Genomic DNA, 15,192 nt, shown 5'->3' on the forward strand with positions numbered 1-15,192 from the left:
CGCGGCGGCGGATCGGCGGGACCGCCGGCCGGGTCAGCCGACGCAGCCGGGCACGGGGTTCGGGCTGGTGAGGCAGTTGTTCGGGATGTTGTTGACGACCCGGGTGGCGGTCAGGCGGACGGCCCCGGCAGCGGGGTTGTTGTTGTAGACCCCGCCCACGGTGACCGCCGCGTTGCCGGTGATCGAGGTGGCGGTGAAGGCGGCGGTACCGGCCTGGATGCCCGGGACGCCGTTGGCGACGCCTGCGCCGGTGGTGGCGACATTGCCGGTGATGTCGGTCGAGTTGACGGTCAGGGTGCCGATGCTGGCGATGCCACCGCCCGCGTTCCCGGCGGTGTTCTCGGTGATGCTGCTGGCGATGACGGTCACGGTGCCGTCGCTGACGATGCCGCCGCCGTTGTTGTTGGCCGTGTTGCCGGTGACCGTGCTGGCGCGTACGACGGCCTGGGAGCCGGAGAACACGCTCAGGCCGCCGCCGAAGTTGGCGACGTTGGACCGGAGCGTGCCGGCGATGAGCGTCAGCCTGCCGTTGCCGGTGACGACGATGCCGCCGCCCGCTCCCGACGCGACCGGGCTGCCGGTGGCGTCGCCGCCCTCGACCACCGTGGTCCGCAGAGTGAGGTCGCCTCCGTTGACCGTGAGGATCCGGAAGGTCCCGGCGGCCCGGCGGAGGGTGGAGTTGGCGCCGTTGATCGCGATCGTCGAGGTGATCGCGGGCAGCTCCGAGGTCAGCAGGTACGTGCAGTGCGGCGACAGGTTGAGGGTGTCGCTCGCGGTGGTGCCGTTGGCCGTGTTGATGGCGTTGACCAGTGCCGTCTGGTTGCACGCCACGTTGATCGTGGCCGCAGCGGCAGGGGCCGCCGGTACGGCGAGTGCCGCGGTGATGCCGACGCAGAACACCTGGGCGGTCCGGACGAGGGACGTACGGGCGAACATGTCACTCCTTCTGCAGTCGCGCCCGCCATGAGCGCCGGGCGGCGCGAAGGGCCGGGCACGCTGGCAGGGGGGTCGGGCAGGGAGTCCCCGGCGGACGGCGGGAGATCGCGCGTCTCCGCTCGATTTACGCCTGACAGACCCGCGAGATGCACCTGATGGCCGAACCGTCCCCGGTGCGGTGCCGGCGCCCGGCATACGCCGGCCGGCCCGCGGGAGGGCCTCGCGCCGAGCACTCCGGGCTCGGCGGGGCACTCCTAGCGGTGGCGTTCCATCAGTTCGTCGTAGACCGCAAGGACCTGGGCGACCGTGTCGTCCTCCGTCGGCCAGCCGGCCGCCTGGGCCGGGCCGGCGGCGGCCAGGGCCCTGCGGCGGGCCGGGTCGGCGAGGAGGGAGGCGACCGCCGTGGACAGCGCGGCGGAGTCGCCGTACGGCACCAGCACCCCCGCGTCCCCGACCAGCTCGGGCACCCCGCCCACCGCCGTCGCCACCAGAGCGACCCCCGCCCGCAGGGCTTCCTGGGCCAGCAGGGACCGCGCTTCCCAGCGGCTCGGCAGGACCGCGACGTCCGAGGCCGCCAGCAGCTCCGCCACGTCCGGCCGGCGCCCGAGCAGCCGTGCCGGCAGGCCCTCGGTGGCGATCCGCCGGGCCAGGACGGGCCGCAGCCGGCCCTCGCCCGCGATCACCAGCAGGGGCTGCGGGTCCAGCGCCCGCCATTCCCGTGCCGCGTCCAGCAGCACCCCGTAGCCGCGGTGCGGTTCCAGGCTGCCGACCGCGATGAGCAGGGGCCTCCCCAGCGCCCCCAGTTCCGCGCGGACCTTGTCCGCGTCGCCCTCGCACGCCACGTAGCGCGGCCCGGGCACGGTCACCGGCGCCAGTCGCGCGTCCCGCGCGCCCCGCCGCCGCGCCAGGTCCACCTGGTCCGAGGAGGTGCCCAGCACCACCGCCGCGGCCCGCGCCACCCGCCGCTCCAGCAGTCGGGTGAGCCCGCGCAGCGGCGCCGGGCCGGGTTCCGGACCGGCGCCGTGCCAGGTCACCACCAGCGGCACCCGCCGCCCGCGGAGGGCCAGTGCCGCCCGCACCCCGGCCCGCAGGCCGTGCGCGTGCACGATGTCCGCGCCGAAGCAGGCCGCCCGCAGGGCGCTGACCGCGGCCGGTTCGAACTGCGCGCCCGCGCCGGTGAAGTCGTACTCCCCCTCGCTCGCGACCGGCGCGCACACCGTCACCCGCAGCCCGCGCGCGGCGAGTCCGCCCGCCAGTGACCGGACATGGGCGCTGCTGCCCGCCCCGGAACCCGGGCCGGCGCCGTCGAGCACCTGCACGGTGCGCAACGGCGGCCGCCCGTACGGGGGGACCGGAACCGGGGGGATGCTCACGGGCCGGAGCTCCTGATCGAGGGGGGCTGATGTCTTCGGCGGGCGGTGCCGGGTCGTGCGCGGTCCGGCGGAGGAGGAGGTGCGGACGTCGCCCAGGATGCCAGTCCGTACGTGCGTTCCGGGACCCGTTCGGCGGCCTTCGTGGAGCGGATCCGCGCGGAAGCGCCCCACCAGGCGGTCCGCCGCCCCGCAGACCATCACCCACACGGGTGAGGCACGGGGACGGCGGGGACCCGGCGGCGGCCCCGGCACGGGACCCGGCACCGGACCCTGCACCGGCCCCGACCGCGGCCCCGGAACGGGGCCTGTCCGCGGCCCCGACGCCGGGTCCGACGCCGTCCGCGTGCCTTCCCGACGCCGGACCCGCCGACGGTCACGCGTCCGCTCTGGCCGCGGCCAGCAGCTCCTCCGCGTGCGCCCGCGCCGTCTGCGAGTCCTCCTGCCCGGCGAGCATCCGCGACAGCTCCCGGATCCGGTCCTCGCCCTCCAGCACGGTGACCCCGGACCGGGTGACCGACCCGTCGTTGGTCTTCTCCACCAGCAGCTGACGGTCCGCGAAGGCCGCGACCTGCGGCAGGTGCGTCACGACCACCACCTGGGCCGACTTCGCGAGCTTGGCCAGCCGCCGGCCGACCTCCACCGCCGCCTTGCCGCCCACGCCCGCGTCCACCTCGTCGAAGAGGTACGTCGGCACCGGGTCGGACCCGGCGAAGACGACCTCCACCGCGAGCATCACCCGGGACAGCTCACCGCCCGACGCGCCCTTGGCGATCGGCCGCGGCTGCGCGCCCGGGTGCGGGGCCAGCAGCAGCTCGACCTCGTCCGCGCCGGCCGGCCCGTACGCCACCGGCCGGCCGCCGACCTCCACCCCTTCGGGGTCCTCGCTCTGCCGGATGGCGATCGTCACCCGTGCGTGGGGCATCGCCAGCGAGGCCAGCTCCTCCGTGACCGCGGACGCGAAGCGTTCCGCCGCCTCCGTCCGCGCGTCCGTCAGCGCCTGCGCCAGCTGCGACAGCTCCGCCCGCAGCCCGTCCCGCTCCGCGGTGAGCTCGCCGGTCCGCTCGTCGTCGCCGTCGAGCTCCAGCAGCCGTGCCGCGCCCTGCTCGGCCCAGGTGAGCACCGCGTCGACGGTGTGTTCCGCCGTGCCGTACTTCCGGGTGAGCTGGCCGAGGGCGGCCCGCCGCTCCTCGACCGCGGACAGCCGCAGCGGGTCCGCGTCCAGGTCGTCGGCGTAGCCCGCGAGTTCCCCGGACACGTCGGCGAGCAGGATGCCGAGCTCCCCGATCCGCTCGGCGAGCGCGCCCAGCGCCGCGTCGTGGGCCCGTACGGACTCCAGGGCCCGGTGTGCGCCCGCGACCAGCGTGTTCGCGTCGACGCCCTCCGGGTCCTCCGGGTTGCCGGCCAGCGCGGCGTGCGCGAGCAGCGCCGCCGAGGCCAGGGACTCGGCGTGGCCGAGCCGCTCCGCCTCCGCCGCGAGCTCCGCGTCCTCACCGGCCCGCGGCTCCACGGCCGAGATCTCCTCCAGGCCGAAGCGCAGCAGGTCGGCCTCCTGGGCGCGTTCCCGGGCCCGGGTGGTGATCTCGTCCAGCTCGGCCGAGACGGCCCGCAGCCGGCGGTACGCGGCGCCGTACTTCTCCAGCGGGACGGCGACCGCGTCACCGGCGTACCGGTCCAGCGCCTGCCGCTGCCGCGCGGGCCGCAGCAGGCCCTGCTGGTCGGTCTGCCCGTGTACGGCGACCAGGTCGTCGGCGAGCTCGCCGAGCAGGCCGACGGGGACGGACCGTCCGCCGACATGGGCGCGGGAACGTCCCTCGGCCGAGACCGTACGGCTGATCAGCAGGGCGCCGTCGTCCAGCTCGGCCCCCGCCTCCTCGGCCCGCACGGCGGCGGGCGCGTCCGGGCGCACCACGATCCGGCCCTCCACCACCGCGGCCTTGGATCCCAGCCGCACCAGCGCCGGGTCCGCCCGGCCGCCGAGCAGCAACCCGAGGCTGGTGACGACCATGGTCTTGCCCGCGCCGGTCTCGCCGGTCACCGCGGTGAAACCGGGCGACAGCTCGACCACCGCGTCGTCGATGACACCGAGCGACCGTATCCGCATCTCCTCAAGCACGGACCGACCATACCGAGGTTTGGGCGGCGCCATGCGACGTCGCCCCGCCCGTCACCCCGCGACGTCACCCCGTCGACCGGTACCGAGCAGGACAATCGGCACCGAACAGGCGTTCTAAATCCGGCTCTAGTGCGGCGCTCCGCGCCACCCCGCCACCGGCAGGGCGAACTTCGCCACCAGCCGGTCCGTGAAGACGGCGTGGTGCAGCCGGGCCAGCCGGACCGGGACGCTGCCCCGGCGGACCTCCACACGGGCGCCGGGCGGCAGCTCGACGGTCCGCCGGCCGTCGCACCACAGGACCCCGTGCGGGGTGCGCGTCTGCACCTCCACCGCCAGCACCGATGTGGGCGAGGTCACCAGCGGCTTCGCGAACAGCGCGTGCGCGCTGATCGGCACCATCAGCAGCGCCTCCACCTCCGGCCAGACCACCGGCCCGCCCGCGGAGAACGCGTACGCCGTGGAGCCGGTCGGCGTGGCGCAGACGATCCCGTCGCAGCCGAACCCGGACACCGGGCGGCCGTCGATCTCCAGCACCACCTCCAGCATCCGCTCCGGCGACACCTTCTGCACGGCGGCCTCGTTGAGCGCCCAGTCGTGGTGGACCACGTCCCCGTTGCTGCGCACCACCACGTCGAGGGTCATCCGCTCCTCGACCTCGTAGGCCTTGGTGACGACCCGGTCGACGACCTTGTCCAGGTCGTCCCGCTCGGCCTCGGCGAGGAAGCCGACCCGGCCCAGGTTGACCCCGAGCATCGGCACGCCCGAGCCGCGCGCGAACTCCGCCCCGCGCAGCAGGGTGCCGTCGCCGCCCAGCACGATCAGCAGCTCACAGCCGTCCAGCGCGCCCTCGGTGGTCTCGGTGACCAGCTCGACCTCGGGCGGCAGCGGCAGGTCCGCCGCCTCGTGCGCCAGCACCCGTACGCCCAGTCCGCAGCGCAGCAGCCCCTGCACGACCAGCTCGGCACTGCGGATCGCGGCCGGTCTGCCCGTGTGCGCCACCAGGAAGACGGTCCGCCCCGTGGGCCGTGCCGCCACCCCCGCCCCGCCCGTCTCGTTCCTCGTGTCCGTCCCGCCTGATGTGTGTGTCACCGCGGCCCCTCCGCCACTGCACGGTCAACATCCGCCGGGTCGAGTGCCGGAGCCCCCGCCCGCAGCCACAGAAAGTACTCGACGTTGCCGGACGGGCCGGGCAGCGGACTCGCGGTCACGCCGAGGACACCGAGTCCCAGCTCCCCCGCCTGCCGCGCCACCTCGCGCACCGCCTCGGCCCTCAGCTCGGGGCTGCGGACCACACCGCCGCTGCCGAGCCGCTCCTTGCCGACCTCGAACTGCGGCTTGACCATCAGCACCAGATCGGCGTCGGGCGCGGTGCAGCGCACCAGGGCGGGCAGCACCAGCCCGATCGAGATGAAGGAGAGGTCGCCGACGACGAGGTCGGCCGGCTTCCCGTCGATCTGCTCCAGGGTCAGCTCGCGGACGTTGGTGCGGTCCTTCACGGTGACCCGGTCGTCGCTCTGCAGCGACCAGGCGAGCTGGCCGTAGCCGACGTCGACGGCGACGACGTGCGCGACGCCGGCGCGCAGCAGCACGTCGGTGAAGCCCCCGGTGGACGCGCCCGCGTCCAGCGCCCGCCGCCCCTCGACGCGCAGGCCGAGCGGGGTGAACGCCGCCAGCGCCCCGGCGAGCTTGTGTCCGCCGCGCGACACGTACTCGGGGTCGCTGTCGTCCTTCAGCACGACCAGCGCGGCGCTGGTCTCTACCTGGGTGGCGGCCTTGGTCGCGGTGGTGCCGCCCACGGTGACCCGGCCGGCGGCGATCAGCTGGCCCGCGTGCTCGCGCGAGCGCGCCATGTTGCGGCGGACCAGTTCGGCGTCCAGGCGGCGGCGTGCCACTCCTGCCACGTTCGGTTCAGCTCCTGTTTTCGTACGGACGAGGACCCGGGGGCGCGTCGAGCGCGGTCAGCGCGTCACGCAACCCCCTGTGCACATCCTCGTACACGGCGAGGTGCTCGTCCGCGGGGAGGTCGTCGACATCGCCGAGCCGGGCCAGCCGCTCGTCGATCCCGTCCCGTCCGGTGGGCGTCCGTACGACCCCCAGCGGGCGGTGCCCGTCGGCCCCGGCGGCCCCGGCGGGGGCGGGGCCGTGCTCTTCCTCGTTCATGGCCCCGACGCTACCCCCAACCGCTGCGGTACGGTCGGCAGCACCATGGCGACGATCGAGGAGTGCCGAGCCGCACTCGACCAGCTGTCCGGCAACCTGGCCCGGGCCGACGAGGGCGTGCGCGGCGCGGCCGCGCTGGACCGCTCCCTGAGCTGCCACATCACGGATCTGGACCGGACCTTCACCGGCCGCCTCGACGGCGGCCGGATCCGGGTCGACGGCGTCGCCTCGGGCCCGCCGCGCACGAAGGCCGAGATCCGCCTCGCCATGACCGGCGACGACCTGGTCTCCCTGGTCTCCGGCGAACTCAACTTCGCCAGGGCCTGGGCCTCCGGCCGCATCCGCCTCGAAGCCGGCTTCCGCGACCTCCTCCGCCTCCGCACCATGCTCTGACCCGTTCCGGCGCGGGCCCCGCCCGGCCGGGGCAACGGCCGTCAGGCCGCCGCCGTGCGCCGCCGCGCCGCCCGGGGCCCGGGCACGACCAGCGGGGTCCCCGTCTCCGGGTCGGAGATGACCGAGCACCGCACCCCGAAGACCTCCTCCACCAGTTCGGCCGTGACGACCTCCTCCGGCGGCCCCTCCGCCACGACCCGCCCCGCGCGCAGCGCGATCAGGTGCGTCGCGTACCGGGCGGCCTGGTTGAGATCGTGCAGCACCGCCACCAGCGTCCGCCCCTGCTGCTCGTGCAGCTCCGCGCACAGGTCGAGCACGTCCAGCTGGTGCTGGATGTCCAGATAGGTGGTCGGCTCGTCGAGCAGCAGCAGCGGCGTCTGCTGGGCCAGCGCCATCGCGATCCACACCCGCTGCCGCTGCCCGCCGGACAGCTCGTCCACCGCGCGGTCGGCGAGCTCGGCGACCCCCGTCGACTCCATCGACTCCCGGACGATCCGCTCGTCCTCCGGGGACCACTGCCGCAGCAGTCCCTGGTGCGGGTAGCGGCCGCGCGAGACGAGGTCCGCGACCGTGATGCCGTCCGGCGCGATCGAGGACTGCGGGAGCAGACCGAGGGTCTTCGCCACCTTCTTCGCGGGCAGCGAGCCGATCGCCTGCCCGTCCAGCAGCACCCGCCCTGCCGTCGGCTTGAGCATCCGCGACAGCGCCCGCAGCAGCGTGGACTTCCCGCACGCGTTCGGGCCGACGATCACCGTGAAGGAGTTGTCGGGGACCGCCACCGACAGGTCCTCCGCGATGACCCGGTCGTCGTAGCCGATCGTCACGTTCTCCGCGGCCAGCCGCTGCTGCACTTGCCCACTCCTGTACGTCGTCTGCGTTGCCTGCGTCGTCTGCGTTGCCTGCGTCGTCTGCATCGAGGTCATCTGCCGCGAGGTCATATGCGTCCCGCCTTGCGCTCGGTGACCAGCAGCCCCAGCAGGTAGACGCCGCCCACCAGCCCGGTCACCACGCCCACCGGCAGCTGGTCCGCGCCGAAGGCCCGCTGCGAGGCCCAGTCGGACACCAGCAGCAGGACCGCGCCCATCAGCGCGGCGGACACCAGGTTCGACCCGGGCGACCGGGTCACCCGGCGGGCCAGCTGGGGTGCCGCCAGCGCCACGAAGGAGATCGGGCCGGCCGCCGAGACCGCGGCCGTGGACAGCAGGATCGCCGACACGGTCAGCACCGACCGGGTGCGTTCCACCCGTACGCCCGCCGCGTGGGCGGCGTCGTCGCCCATCTCCATCATCCGCAGGGCCCGGCCCTGTGAGAGCACCAGCGGGACCAGTACGGCGCAGCACCACGCCAGCGGGGTCACGTGGTCCCAGTCCCGCCCGGCCAGCGAGCCGGTGAGCCAGACCATCGCACGGGTCGCGTCGACCAGCTCGGACACGGTCAGCAGGTACTGGATGGCCGCCACGAGCATCGCGGAGGCCCCGATGCCGACCAGCACCAGCCGGTAGCCGTTGACCCCCCGCTTGTGCGCCAGCAGGTAGATCGCGGCACCGGTCAGCAGACCGCCGGCCAGTGCGCCGGCCGCCACCTGGGAGGAGTCGCCCCCCACCACGACCATGACCAGCAGCGCGCCCACTCCGGCGCCGTAGTTGAAGCCGAGCAGGTCGGGCGAGCCGAGCGGGTTGCGCGACACCGACTGGAACACCGCGCCGGAGAGCCCCAGGGCGGCGCCGACCAGCACCGCCACCACGACCCGCGGCAGCCGCAGGTCGTTGACGATGAAGTCGTCGGCGGGCGCGCCGTTGCCGAGCAGGGTCTGTACGACGTCCCACGGCGCGATCTCGAAGTCGCCGGTGCCGATCAGGACGACGGACATCACCAGCGTCAGCGCGACCAGCACCAGGCAGGCCGCCAGCGCCCGCGGTTCCACGCGCAGCGACAGGCCGCCGGGCCCACGCAGGGCTCGCGGCCCCGCAGGGCCGGTCCGCGGGCCGGAGCGCGCGGCGGGACGCGTACGGAGCTTCGCGGTCACAGCTGGGCCATCCTCTTGCGCCGGACGAGGTAGATGAAGACGGGCCCGCCGACGAGCGCGGTCACGATGCCGACCTGGAGCTCGGCGGGCCGGGTGACTATCCGGCCGAGCACGTCCGCGCCGAGCAGCAGCGCGGGCGAGAGCACCGCCGAATAGGCGAGCACCCAGCGCATGTCGGGGCCGGTGAAGGTGCGCACCAGGTGCGGGACCATCAGGCCGATGAAGGTGATCGGCCCGCAGGCGGCGGTCGCGGCCCCGCACAGCAGGGTGATGACCACCATGGCGGTGACACGGGTCCGGGTGAGGTTGGCGCCGAGCGCCCGGGCGGTGTCGTCGCCCATCGCCATGGCGTTCAGCGGCCGGCCCAGCAGCAGGGCCACCGCAGCACCGGCCAGCAGGAACGGCGCCACCTGACGCACGGTCTCCATGTTGGCGGTGGCCAGCGAACCGACCGTCCAGAAGCGCAGCTTGTCCAGCGCCTTGCTGTCCATCAGCTGCACCGCGTTGATGTAGCCGGTGAGGGCGAAGCTGGCCGCCGTACCGGCGAGCGCCAGCCGCACCGGGGTGGCGCTGCGGCTGCCGCCGAGCACGTACACGACGACCGACACCAGCGCGGCACCGCCGAGCGCGTACCAGAGGAACCCGCTCAGCGAGGTGACGCCGAGGAAGCTGATCGCCGACACCACGGCCGCGGCGGCGCCCGCGTTGACGCCGAGGATGCCGGGCTCGGCGAGCGGGTTGCGGGTGAGCGCCTGCATCACCGCCCCGGACAGGCCCAGTCCCGTGCCCACCATCAGGCCGAGCAGGGTGCGCGGGATCCGCAGGTCGTGGACGACCACGTCGTTCGGCGTTCCGGTGTAGTGGAACAGGCCGTGCCAGACGTCGCCGACCGGCATCGCCTTCGCGCCCGTGGCCAGGCTCGTCAGGGCGATCGCCACCAGCACGGCGAGGGCGGCCAGCAGGCCGGCCGTGCGGGCACCGTGGCGCGCACGGGGGGCGGCGACCGGCGCCGCGCTCTGTTCGGGGGGACTCTCGACCAACACGCAAGTTAGGTTAGCCTACCCTGCCATCAAGACCCGACGGCCGTCCGCCGGGCGCCGCTCACCACCCCGCGCCCGTGCCGCCCGCACCGCGCGACCCTGCGCCGGACTCCCCGCCGCAACCCCCGCCGAGTGCCCGCCCGGTCGCCGCCGAGCCCCCGTCAGAGTCCCAGCACGGCCAGCGACTTACCGGCGTCCAGCGTGCACGTCCCGTCCCCCGCCGCCGTCCAGGCCGCCGCGCACAGCGCCCGCAGCCCGTCCATCGGGTCGCCCTCGCCCCGGAGGCCGAGGACCCCGTCCGCCGCCACCGCCGTCCAGCCCCCGCAGCGGAACCCGGCGCCCTCCCCGGACACCTCCGGCTGCCCGGTCAGCATGCCGCGCAGGTCCCGGTCCACGTAGGTCGGCCGGTGCCTCGGCTCCGCCCGCAGCAGCTGCGCCGCGTCCGTCACCCCGGTCAGCACCAGCAGCGAGTCCACCCCGCCGTTGAAGGCGCCCTCGATGTCGGTGTCCAGCCGGTCCCCGACCACCAGCGGCCGCTCGGCCCCGGTCCGCAGGACCGTCTCCCGGTGCATGGGCGTCAGCGGCTTCCCCGCCACCTGCGGCTCCGCACCCGTGGCGATCCGTACGACCTCCACCGCGGCCCCGTTCCCCGGCGCGATCCCGCGCGCCCCCGGAATCGTCAGGTCGGTGTTCGACGCGAACCACGGCACTCCGCGCGCGATCGCGTACGACGCCTCCGCGAACCGGCCCCAGGCCAGGTCCGGACCGCCGTACCCCTGCACCACCGCGGCCGGGTCCTCGTCCGCCGACTCCACCGGGACCAGTCCCCGCTCGCGCAGCGCCACCCGCAGCCCCTCGCCACCGATCACCAGCACCCGCGAACCCGCCGGCACCTGCTCGGCGATCAGCCGGGCCACCGCCTGCGCCGAGGTGATCACCTCCGCGGCCTCCGTCGGGATGCCCAGCTCCGTCAGGTGCCCCGCCACCGCCTCGGGGGTGCGCAACGCGTTGTTCGTGACGTAGGCGAGGTGCATGCCCTCCGCCCGTGCCGTGCCGAGCGAGGCCACCGCGTACGCGATGGCCTCGCCGCCGGCGTACACCACCCCGTCGAGGTCCAGCAGGGCCGTGTCGTACGCCTGGTGCAGCCGCTGCCCACTGCCCGCGGGCCTGGTCCTGCTCAGCCGGGTCATGCCGTCCGCTCCTCGTGCCGCTCCCCGCGCCGGCCGTCCTCGACGACCGGTGGCGGGAATTCCCGTGAATCCTGTCTGATTTTTCGCACTGCCCCGATCATCCCGTATGCCGAGACGCGACTTACCATGCACCAATGACCACACCACCTACCGAGGGACCCGGACTGCGCCTGATCCCCTTCCGTGGACTGCGCTACGTCCCCGAGCGCGTCGGCAGCCTCGCCGCCGTCACCTCGCCCCCGTACGACGTGGTCGTACGCCCCGACGGGCTCAACGCCCTGGAGTCCGCCGAACCGCACAACATCGTCCGGCTGATCCTCCCGCAGGCCGCGACCCCCCGGGAGCGCAACGAACAGGCCGCCCGCACCCTCCGCGACTGGCTCGCCGAGGGCATCCTGCGCACCGATCCCGAGCCCGCCCTGTACGTCTACGAGCAGCGCCGCGGCGAGCTCCTGCAGCGCGGGGTCATCGGCGCACTGGCCCTCACCCCGCCCGGTGACGGCATCGTCCTCCCCCACGAGGACGTCATGCCCGAGGTGGTCGCCGACCGGGCCGGCCTGATGCGGACCACCGCCGCCAACCTGGAACCGCTGCTGCTCACCTACCGCGGCGAGCAGCCGGACGGCGGCGCGGCCGGGGTGGTGGAGGCCGCCGTGGCCCGTCCGCCGCTGTTCGCCACCACCACGGAGGACGGTTTCAGCCACCGCCTGTGGGCGGTCACCGACCCGGAGGAGATCGCGGCGGTCACCGCCGACCTCGGCCACCGCCAGGCCCTCATCGCCGACGGCCACCACCGCTGGGCCACCTACCTGCGCCTCCAGGCCGAGCAGTCGGCGCCCGGTGCCTGGGACTTCGGCCTGGTCCTGCTCGTGGACACGGTCCGCTACCCGCTGCGGGTCCGCGCCATCCACCGGCTGCTCCGCCGCCTGCCGGTGGCCGAGGCCCTGGCCGCGCTCGCCCCTTCCTTCCGTGTCCGCAGGGTCGAGGGGCCCCTCCCGGCCGCCATGGCCGCGCTCGGCGAGGCGGCCGGGGCGGGCAACGCCTTCCTGCTCGCCGGCGACGGCGACTTCCACCTGGTCACCGACCCGGACCCGGCGCTGATCGACCGGACCGTACGGCACGACCGTCCGGAGGCATGGCGCCGACTGGACGCCACGGTGCTGCACGCCACCCTCCTCGACGAGCTGTGGCGGATCCCCGACGCACCCGAGCACATCGCGTACATCCACGACACCGAGGCCACGGTGGCGATGGCGGAACGGGCCGGCGGCACGGCCGTCCTGCTCCACCCGGTGCACGAGGAGGTCGTCCGCGACCTGGCCCGGCAGGGCGTCACCATGCCGCGCAAGTCGACCTCGTTCGGCCCCAAGCCGGCCACCGGCCTGGTCCTGCGCAGCCTGGACTGACCCACCGGCGCGCCCCCCGCGGGGCAGCCGCGCAAGGGAGCGGAAACGCGAAAGGGCGGCACCCCTGGTGGGGTGCCGCCCTCTTCGTTCACCGGCGACCGCTCGATGACGGTCCGGCGGGTCAGTCCCTGGAGCCGCCCTCGGCCTCGGCCTCGGCGCGCTCGTCGTCGTCCGACTCGTCCGACTCGTACTCCTCGTCGTCCTCGTCGTAGTACTCGGTGACGTCCGAGGCGGCCTCGGCCGCGGCGAGCTCGGCCGCGTCGACCGCGTCCAGCTCGTCGTCCTCGTCCTCGTCCTCCATCGCGTCGACGAACTCGATGCCGTCCATCGCCGCAAGGCGGTCGGCAGCGTCGGTGGAGCCGTCCTTGTCGGCCTCGGCGGCCTTGGCGAACCAGTCGCGCGCCTCGTCCTCGCGGCCGGCGGCCAGCAGGGCGTCGGCGTACGCGTACCGCAGGCGCGCGGACCACGGCTGGACCGAGCTGGAGGCCAGCTCGGGGCTCTGCAGGGTCACGATGGCCGCGTCCAGCTGCCCCATGTCCCGCCGGGCCCCGGCCGCGACCAGCCGCATCTCGACCTGGCCGGCCTTGTCCAGCTTCTGCACCTCGGGCTCGCCGGCCATGGCCAGCGCCCGCTCCGGACGGCTCAGACCGCGCTCGCAGTCGGCCATGACCGGCCACAGCTCGACCGAGCCGGTCATCCGCTTGGCGGCCCGGAACTCGGCGAGCGCCTCGCTGTACTTCTGCGTGGCGTACGCGGCGAAGCCGGCGGCCTCGCGCACGGCGGCGACGCGGGAGGCCAGGCGAAGGGCGATCCGCGAGTACGCGTACGCCTGCTCCGGCTCCTCGTTGATCAGCCGGGCGACCATGACCAGGTTGCGGGAGACCTCCTCGGCCAGCCCCTTGGGCAGGCTCATGAGCTCCTGGCGCACGTCGGCGTCGATCTCGTCGCCGGTGACGTCCTCATCGATCGGAAGCCGCTTCACCGGCTCGCGGTCGCTGCGGTCACGGTAGTCGCGGTCCCGCTCTTCGCGGCCCCGGTAACCACCCCGGTCGTCACGGCCACCGCGGTAACCGCCGCGGTCGCCACCGCGGTCATCGCGGCCACCACGGAACCCACCACGGTCGCCGCGGTCGCCGCGGTCGCCTCGGTCGTCACGGCGGAAGGACGGACGGTCCCCACCACGGTCGTCACGACGGAAACCACCGCGGTCGCCGCCCCGGTCGTCACGACGGGGGTAGCTCGGGCGGTCCCCGCCACGCTCGTCACGACGCGGGTAGCCGGGACGGTCGCCCCGGTCACTGCGGTCGTCACGGCGCGGGTAGCTGGGGCGCTCGCCGCGGTCATCGCGACGGAACGACGGACGGTCCCCGCCACGCTCGTCGCGGCGCGGGTAGCTGGGACGGTCACCGCGGTCGCCGCGGTCGTCACGGCGGAAGGACGGACGGTCCCCACCACGGTCGTCACGACGGTAGCCACCACGGTCGTCATCACGACGCGGGTAGCTGGGACGGTCCCCGCCACGCTCGTCGCGGCGCGGGTAGCTGGGACGGTCACCGCGGTCACCGCGGTCGTCACGGCGGAAGGACGGACGGTCCCCACCACGGTCATCGCGACGGTAGCCACCACGGTCATCGTCACGACGCGGGTAGCCGGGACGGTCGCCCCGGTCACTGCGGTCGTCACGGCGCGGGTAGCTGGGGCGCTCGCCGCGGTCGTCACGACGGAACGACGGACGGTCCCCGCCACGCTCGTCGCGGCGCGGGTAGCTGGGACGGTCACCGCGGTCGCCGCGGTCGTCACGGCGGAAGGACGGACGGTCCCCACCACGGTCGTCACGACGGTAGCCACCACGGTCGTCATCACGACGCGGGTAGCTCGGGCGGTCACCGCGGTCACCGCGGTCATCGCGACGCGGGTAGCTGGGGCGCTCGCCGCGGTCGTCACGACGGAACGACGGACGGTCCCCGCCACGCTCGTCGCGGCGCGGGTAGCTGGGACGGTCACCGCGGTCGCCGCGGTCGTCACGGCGGAAGGACGGACGGTCCCCACCACGGTCATCGCGACGGTAGCCACCACGGTCGTCATCACGACGCGGGTAGCTCGGGCGGTCGCCACGGTCGTCACGGCGGAAGGGCGGACGGTCGCCACCGCGGTCGTCGCGACGGTAACCACCGCCACCGCCACCGGCCGGCCGGCCGCCGCGGTCGTCACGACGGTGGCCACCGCGGTCGTCACGGCCCCCGCGGTAGCCACCCCGGTCACCACCACCGTCGTAGCGACGGGGCTCGCGCTCCGGACGATCGTCGGGAGAGTTGGACATGGGTGTGACTCCTGTCTTCGGGGTACCGCTAGTCATTCTCGCGCAACCAGCCCATGGCCGCGCTTCGGCGTAAAGCGTGCAAATACAAAAAGGACCCTTGGTCCTCAGCGTGAACGCTGAGGACCAAGGGTCCTTTGAAAGATTGTTCGGCGGCGTCCTACTCTCCCACAGGGTCCCCCCTGCAGTACCATCGGCGCTGAAAGGCTTAGCTTCCGGGTTCGAAATGTAACCGGGC

The 15,192-nt window shown here is 74.5% G+C and carries 13 protein-coding genes, 1 rRNA gene and 1 pseudogene; 2 read left to right on the top strand and 13 right to left on the bottom strand.

The genetic code is table 11. The annotated features are described in order from the left end of the window. Positions 1–33: 33 nt before the first annotated feature. The 6 genes from AB0O36_RS22495 to AB0O36_RS22520 all read right to left on the bottom strand — a co-directional run bounded on the left by AB0O36_RS22495 (position 34) and on the right by AB0O36_RS22520 (position 6,582). Positions 34–936, bottom strand: a complete 903-nt coding sequence (locus tag AB0O36_RS22495) for a hypothetical protein (protein ID WP_365113288.1) — start codon at positions 934–936, stop codon at positions 34–36. Between the two features lie 254 nt (positions 937–1,190). Continuing rightward, on the bottom strand, positions 1,191–2,303 hold the full coding sequence (locus AB0O36_RS22500; protein ID WP_365113317.1) for a glycosyltransferase family 4 protein: 1,113 nt from the start codon (positions 2,301–2,303) through the stop codon (positions 1,191–1,193). A gap of 379 nt (positions 2,304–2,682) precedes the next feature. Next, on the bottom strand, positions 2,683–4,410 hold the full coding sequence (recN, locus tag AB0O36_RS22505) for a DNA repair protein RecN (protein ID WP_365113319.1): 1,728 nt from the start codon (positions 4,408–4,410) through the stop codon (positions 2,683–2,685). 138 nt (positions 4,411–4,548) lie between these two features. Then, positions 4,549–5,457, bottom strand: a complete 909-nt coding sequence (locus tag AB0O36_RS22510) for an NAD kinase (RefSeq protein ID WP_365113321.1) — start codon at positions 5,455–5,457, stop codon at positions 4,549–4,551. A gap of 50 nt (positions 5,458–5,507) precedes the next feature. Beyond that, positions 5,508–6,323 carry a TlyA family RNA methyltransferase gene (locus tag AB0O36_RS22515; RefSeq protein ID WP_365113290.1) on the bottom strand — a complete coding sequence of 272 codons (816 nt, stop codon included), beginning with the start codon at positions 6,321–6,323 and terminating at the stop codon, positions 5,508–5,510. Between the two features lie 7 nt (positions 6,324–6,330). After that, positions 6,331–6,582 (bottom strand): hypothetical protein, encoded by a 252-nt coding sequence (locus tag AB0O36_RS22520; protein ID WP_365113292.1) that lies wholly within the window; start codon positions 6,580–6,582, stop codon positions 6,331–6,333. A 45-nt stretch (positions 6,583–6,627) separates the two neighbouring features. On the opposite strand from AB0O36_RS22520, the gene AB0O36_RS22525 reads away from it, so the two are divergent. Then, positions 6,628–6,975, top strand: coding sequence for an SCP2 sterol-binding domain-containing protein (locus AB0O36_RS22525; RefSeq protein WP_365113294.1), 348 nt, complete (start codon positions 6,628–6,630; stop codon positions 6,973–6,975). A gap of 41 nt (positions 6,976–7,016) precedes the next feature. Here the strand turns inward: AB0O36_RS22525 and AB0O36_RS22530 are convergent, their stop codons facing one another. The 4 genes from AB0O36_RS22530 to AB0O36_RS22545 all read right to left on the bottom strand — a co-directional run bounded on the left by AB0O36_RS22530 (position 7,017) and on the right by AB0O36_RS22545 (position 11,231). Then, positions 7,017–7,889 (bottom strand): ABC transporter ATP-binding protein, encoded by an 873-nt coding sequence (locus AB0O36_RS22530; protein ID WP_365113323.1) that lies wholly within the window; start codon positions 7,887–7,889, stop codon positions 7,017–7,019. Positions 7,890–7,909: 20 nt separating this feature from the next. Continuing rightward, positions 7,910–8,929, bottom strand: coding sequence for an iron chelate uptake ABC transporter family permease subunit (locus AB0O36_RS22535; RefSeq protein WP_365113324.1), 1,020 nt, complete (start codon positions 8,927–8,929; stop codon positions 7,910–7,912). Between the two features lie 68 nt (positions 8,930–8,997). Continuing rightward, positions 8,998–10,044, bottom strand: a complete 1,047-nt coding sequence (locus AB0O36_RS22540; protein ID WP_365113296.1) for an iron chelate uptake ABC transporter family permease subunit — start codon at positions 10,042–10,044, stop codon at positions 8,998–9,000. Positions 10,045–10,202: 158 nt separating this feature from the next. Further along, on the bottom strand, positions 10,203–11,231 hold the full coding sequence (locus AB0O36_RS22545; protein WP_365113298.1) for an HAD hydrolase-like protein: 1,029 nt from the start codon (positions 11,229–11,231) through the stop codon (positions 10,203–10,205). 134 nt (positions 11,232–11,365) lie between these two features. Here AB0O36_RS22545 and AB0O36_RS22550 point away from each other — a divergent pair, with 134 nt between their 5' ends. Continuing rightward, on the top strand, positions 11,366–12,637 hold the full coding sequence (locus AB0O36_RS22550) for a DUF1015 domain-containing protein (RefSeq protein WP_365113300.1): 1,272 nt from the start codon (positions 11,366–11,368) through the stop codon (positions 12,635–12,637). A gap of 121 nt (positions 12,638–12,758) precedes the next feature. Here the strand turns inward: AB0O36_RS22550 and AB0O36_RS22555 are convergent, their stop codons facing one another. The 3 genes and pseudogenes from AB0O36_RS22555 to rrf all read right to left on the bottom strand — a co-directional run. After that, positions 12,759–13,565, bottom strand: a complete 807-nt coding sequence (locus AB0O36_RS22555; protein WP_365113326.1) for a tetratricopeptide repeat protein — start codon at positions 13,563–13,565, stop codon at positions 12,759–12,761. 642 nt (positions 13,566–14,207) lie between these two features. After that, a pseudogene (locus AB0O36_RS22560) lies at positions 14,208–14,897 on the bottom strand (RNA helicase); the annotation flags it as partial. A gap of 204 nt (positions 14,898–15,101) precedes the next feature. Then, positions 15,102–15,192, bottom strand: a 5S ribosomal RNA gene (gene rrf / locus AB0O36_RS22565); the annotation flags it as partial.

Origin of the sequence: Streptomyces sp. NPDC089799 (assembly GCF_040684755.1) — a bacterium.
Lineage (GTDB): Bacteria > Actinomycetota > Actinomycetes > Streptomycetales > Streptomycetaceae > Streptomyces.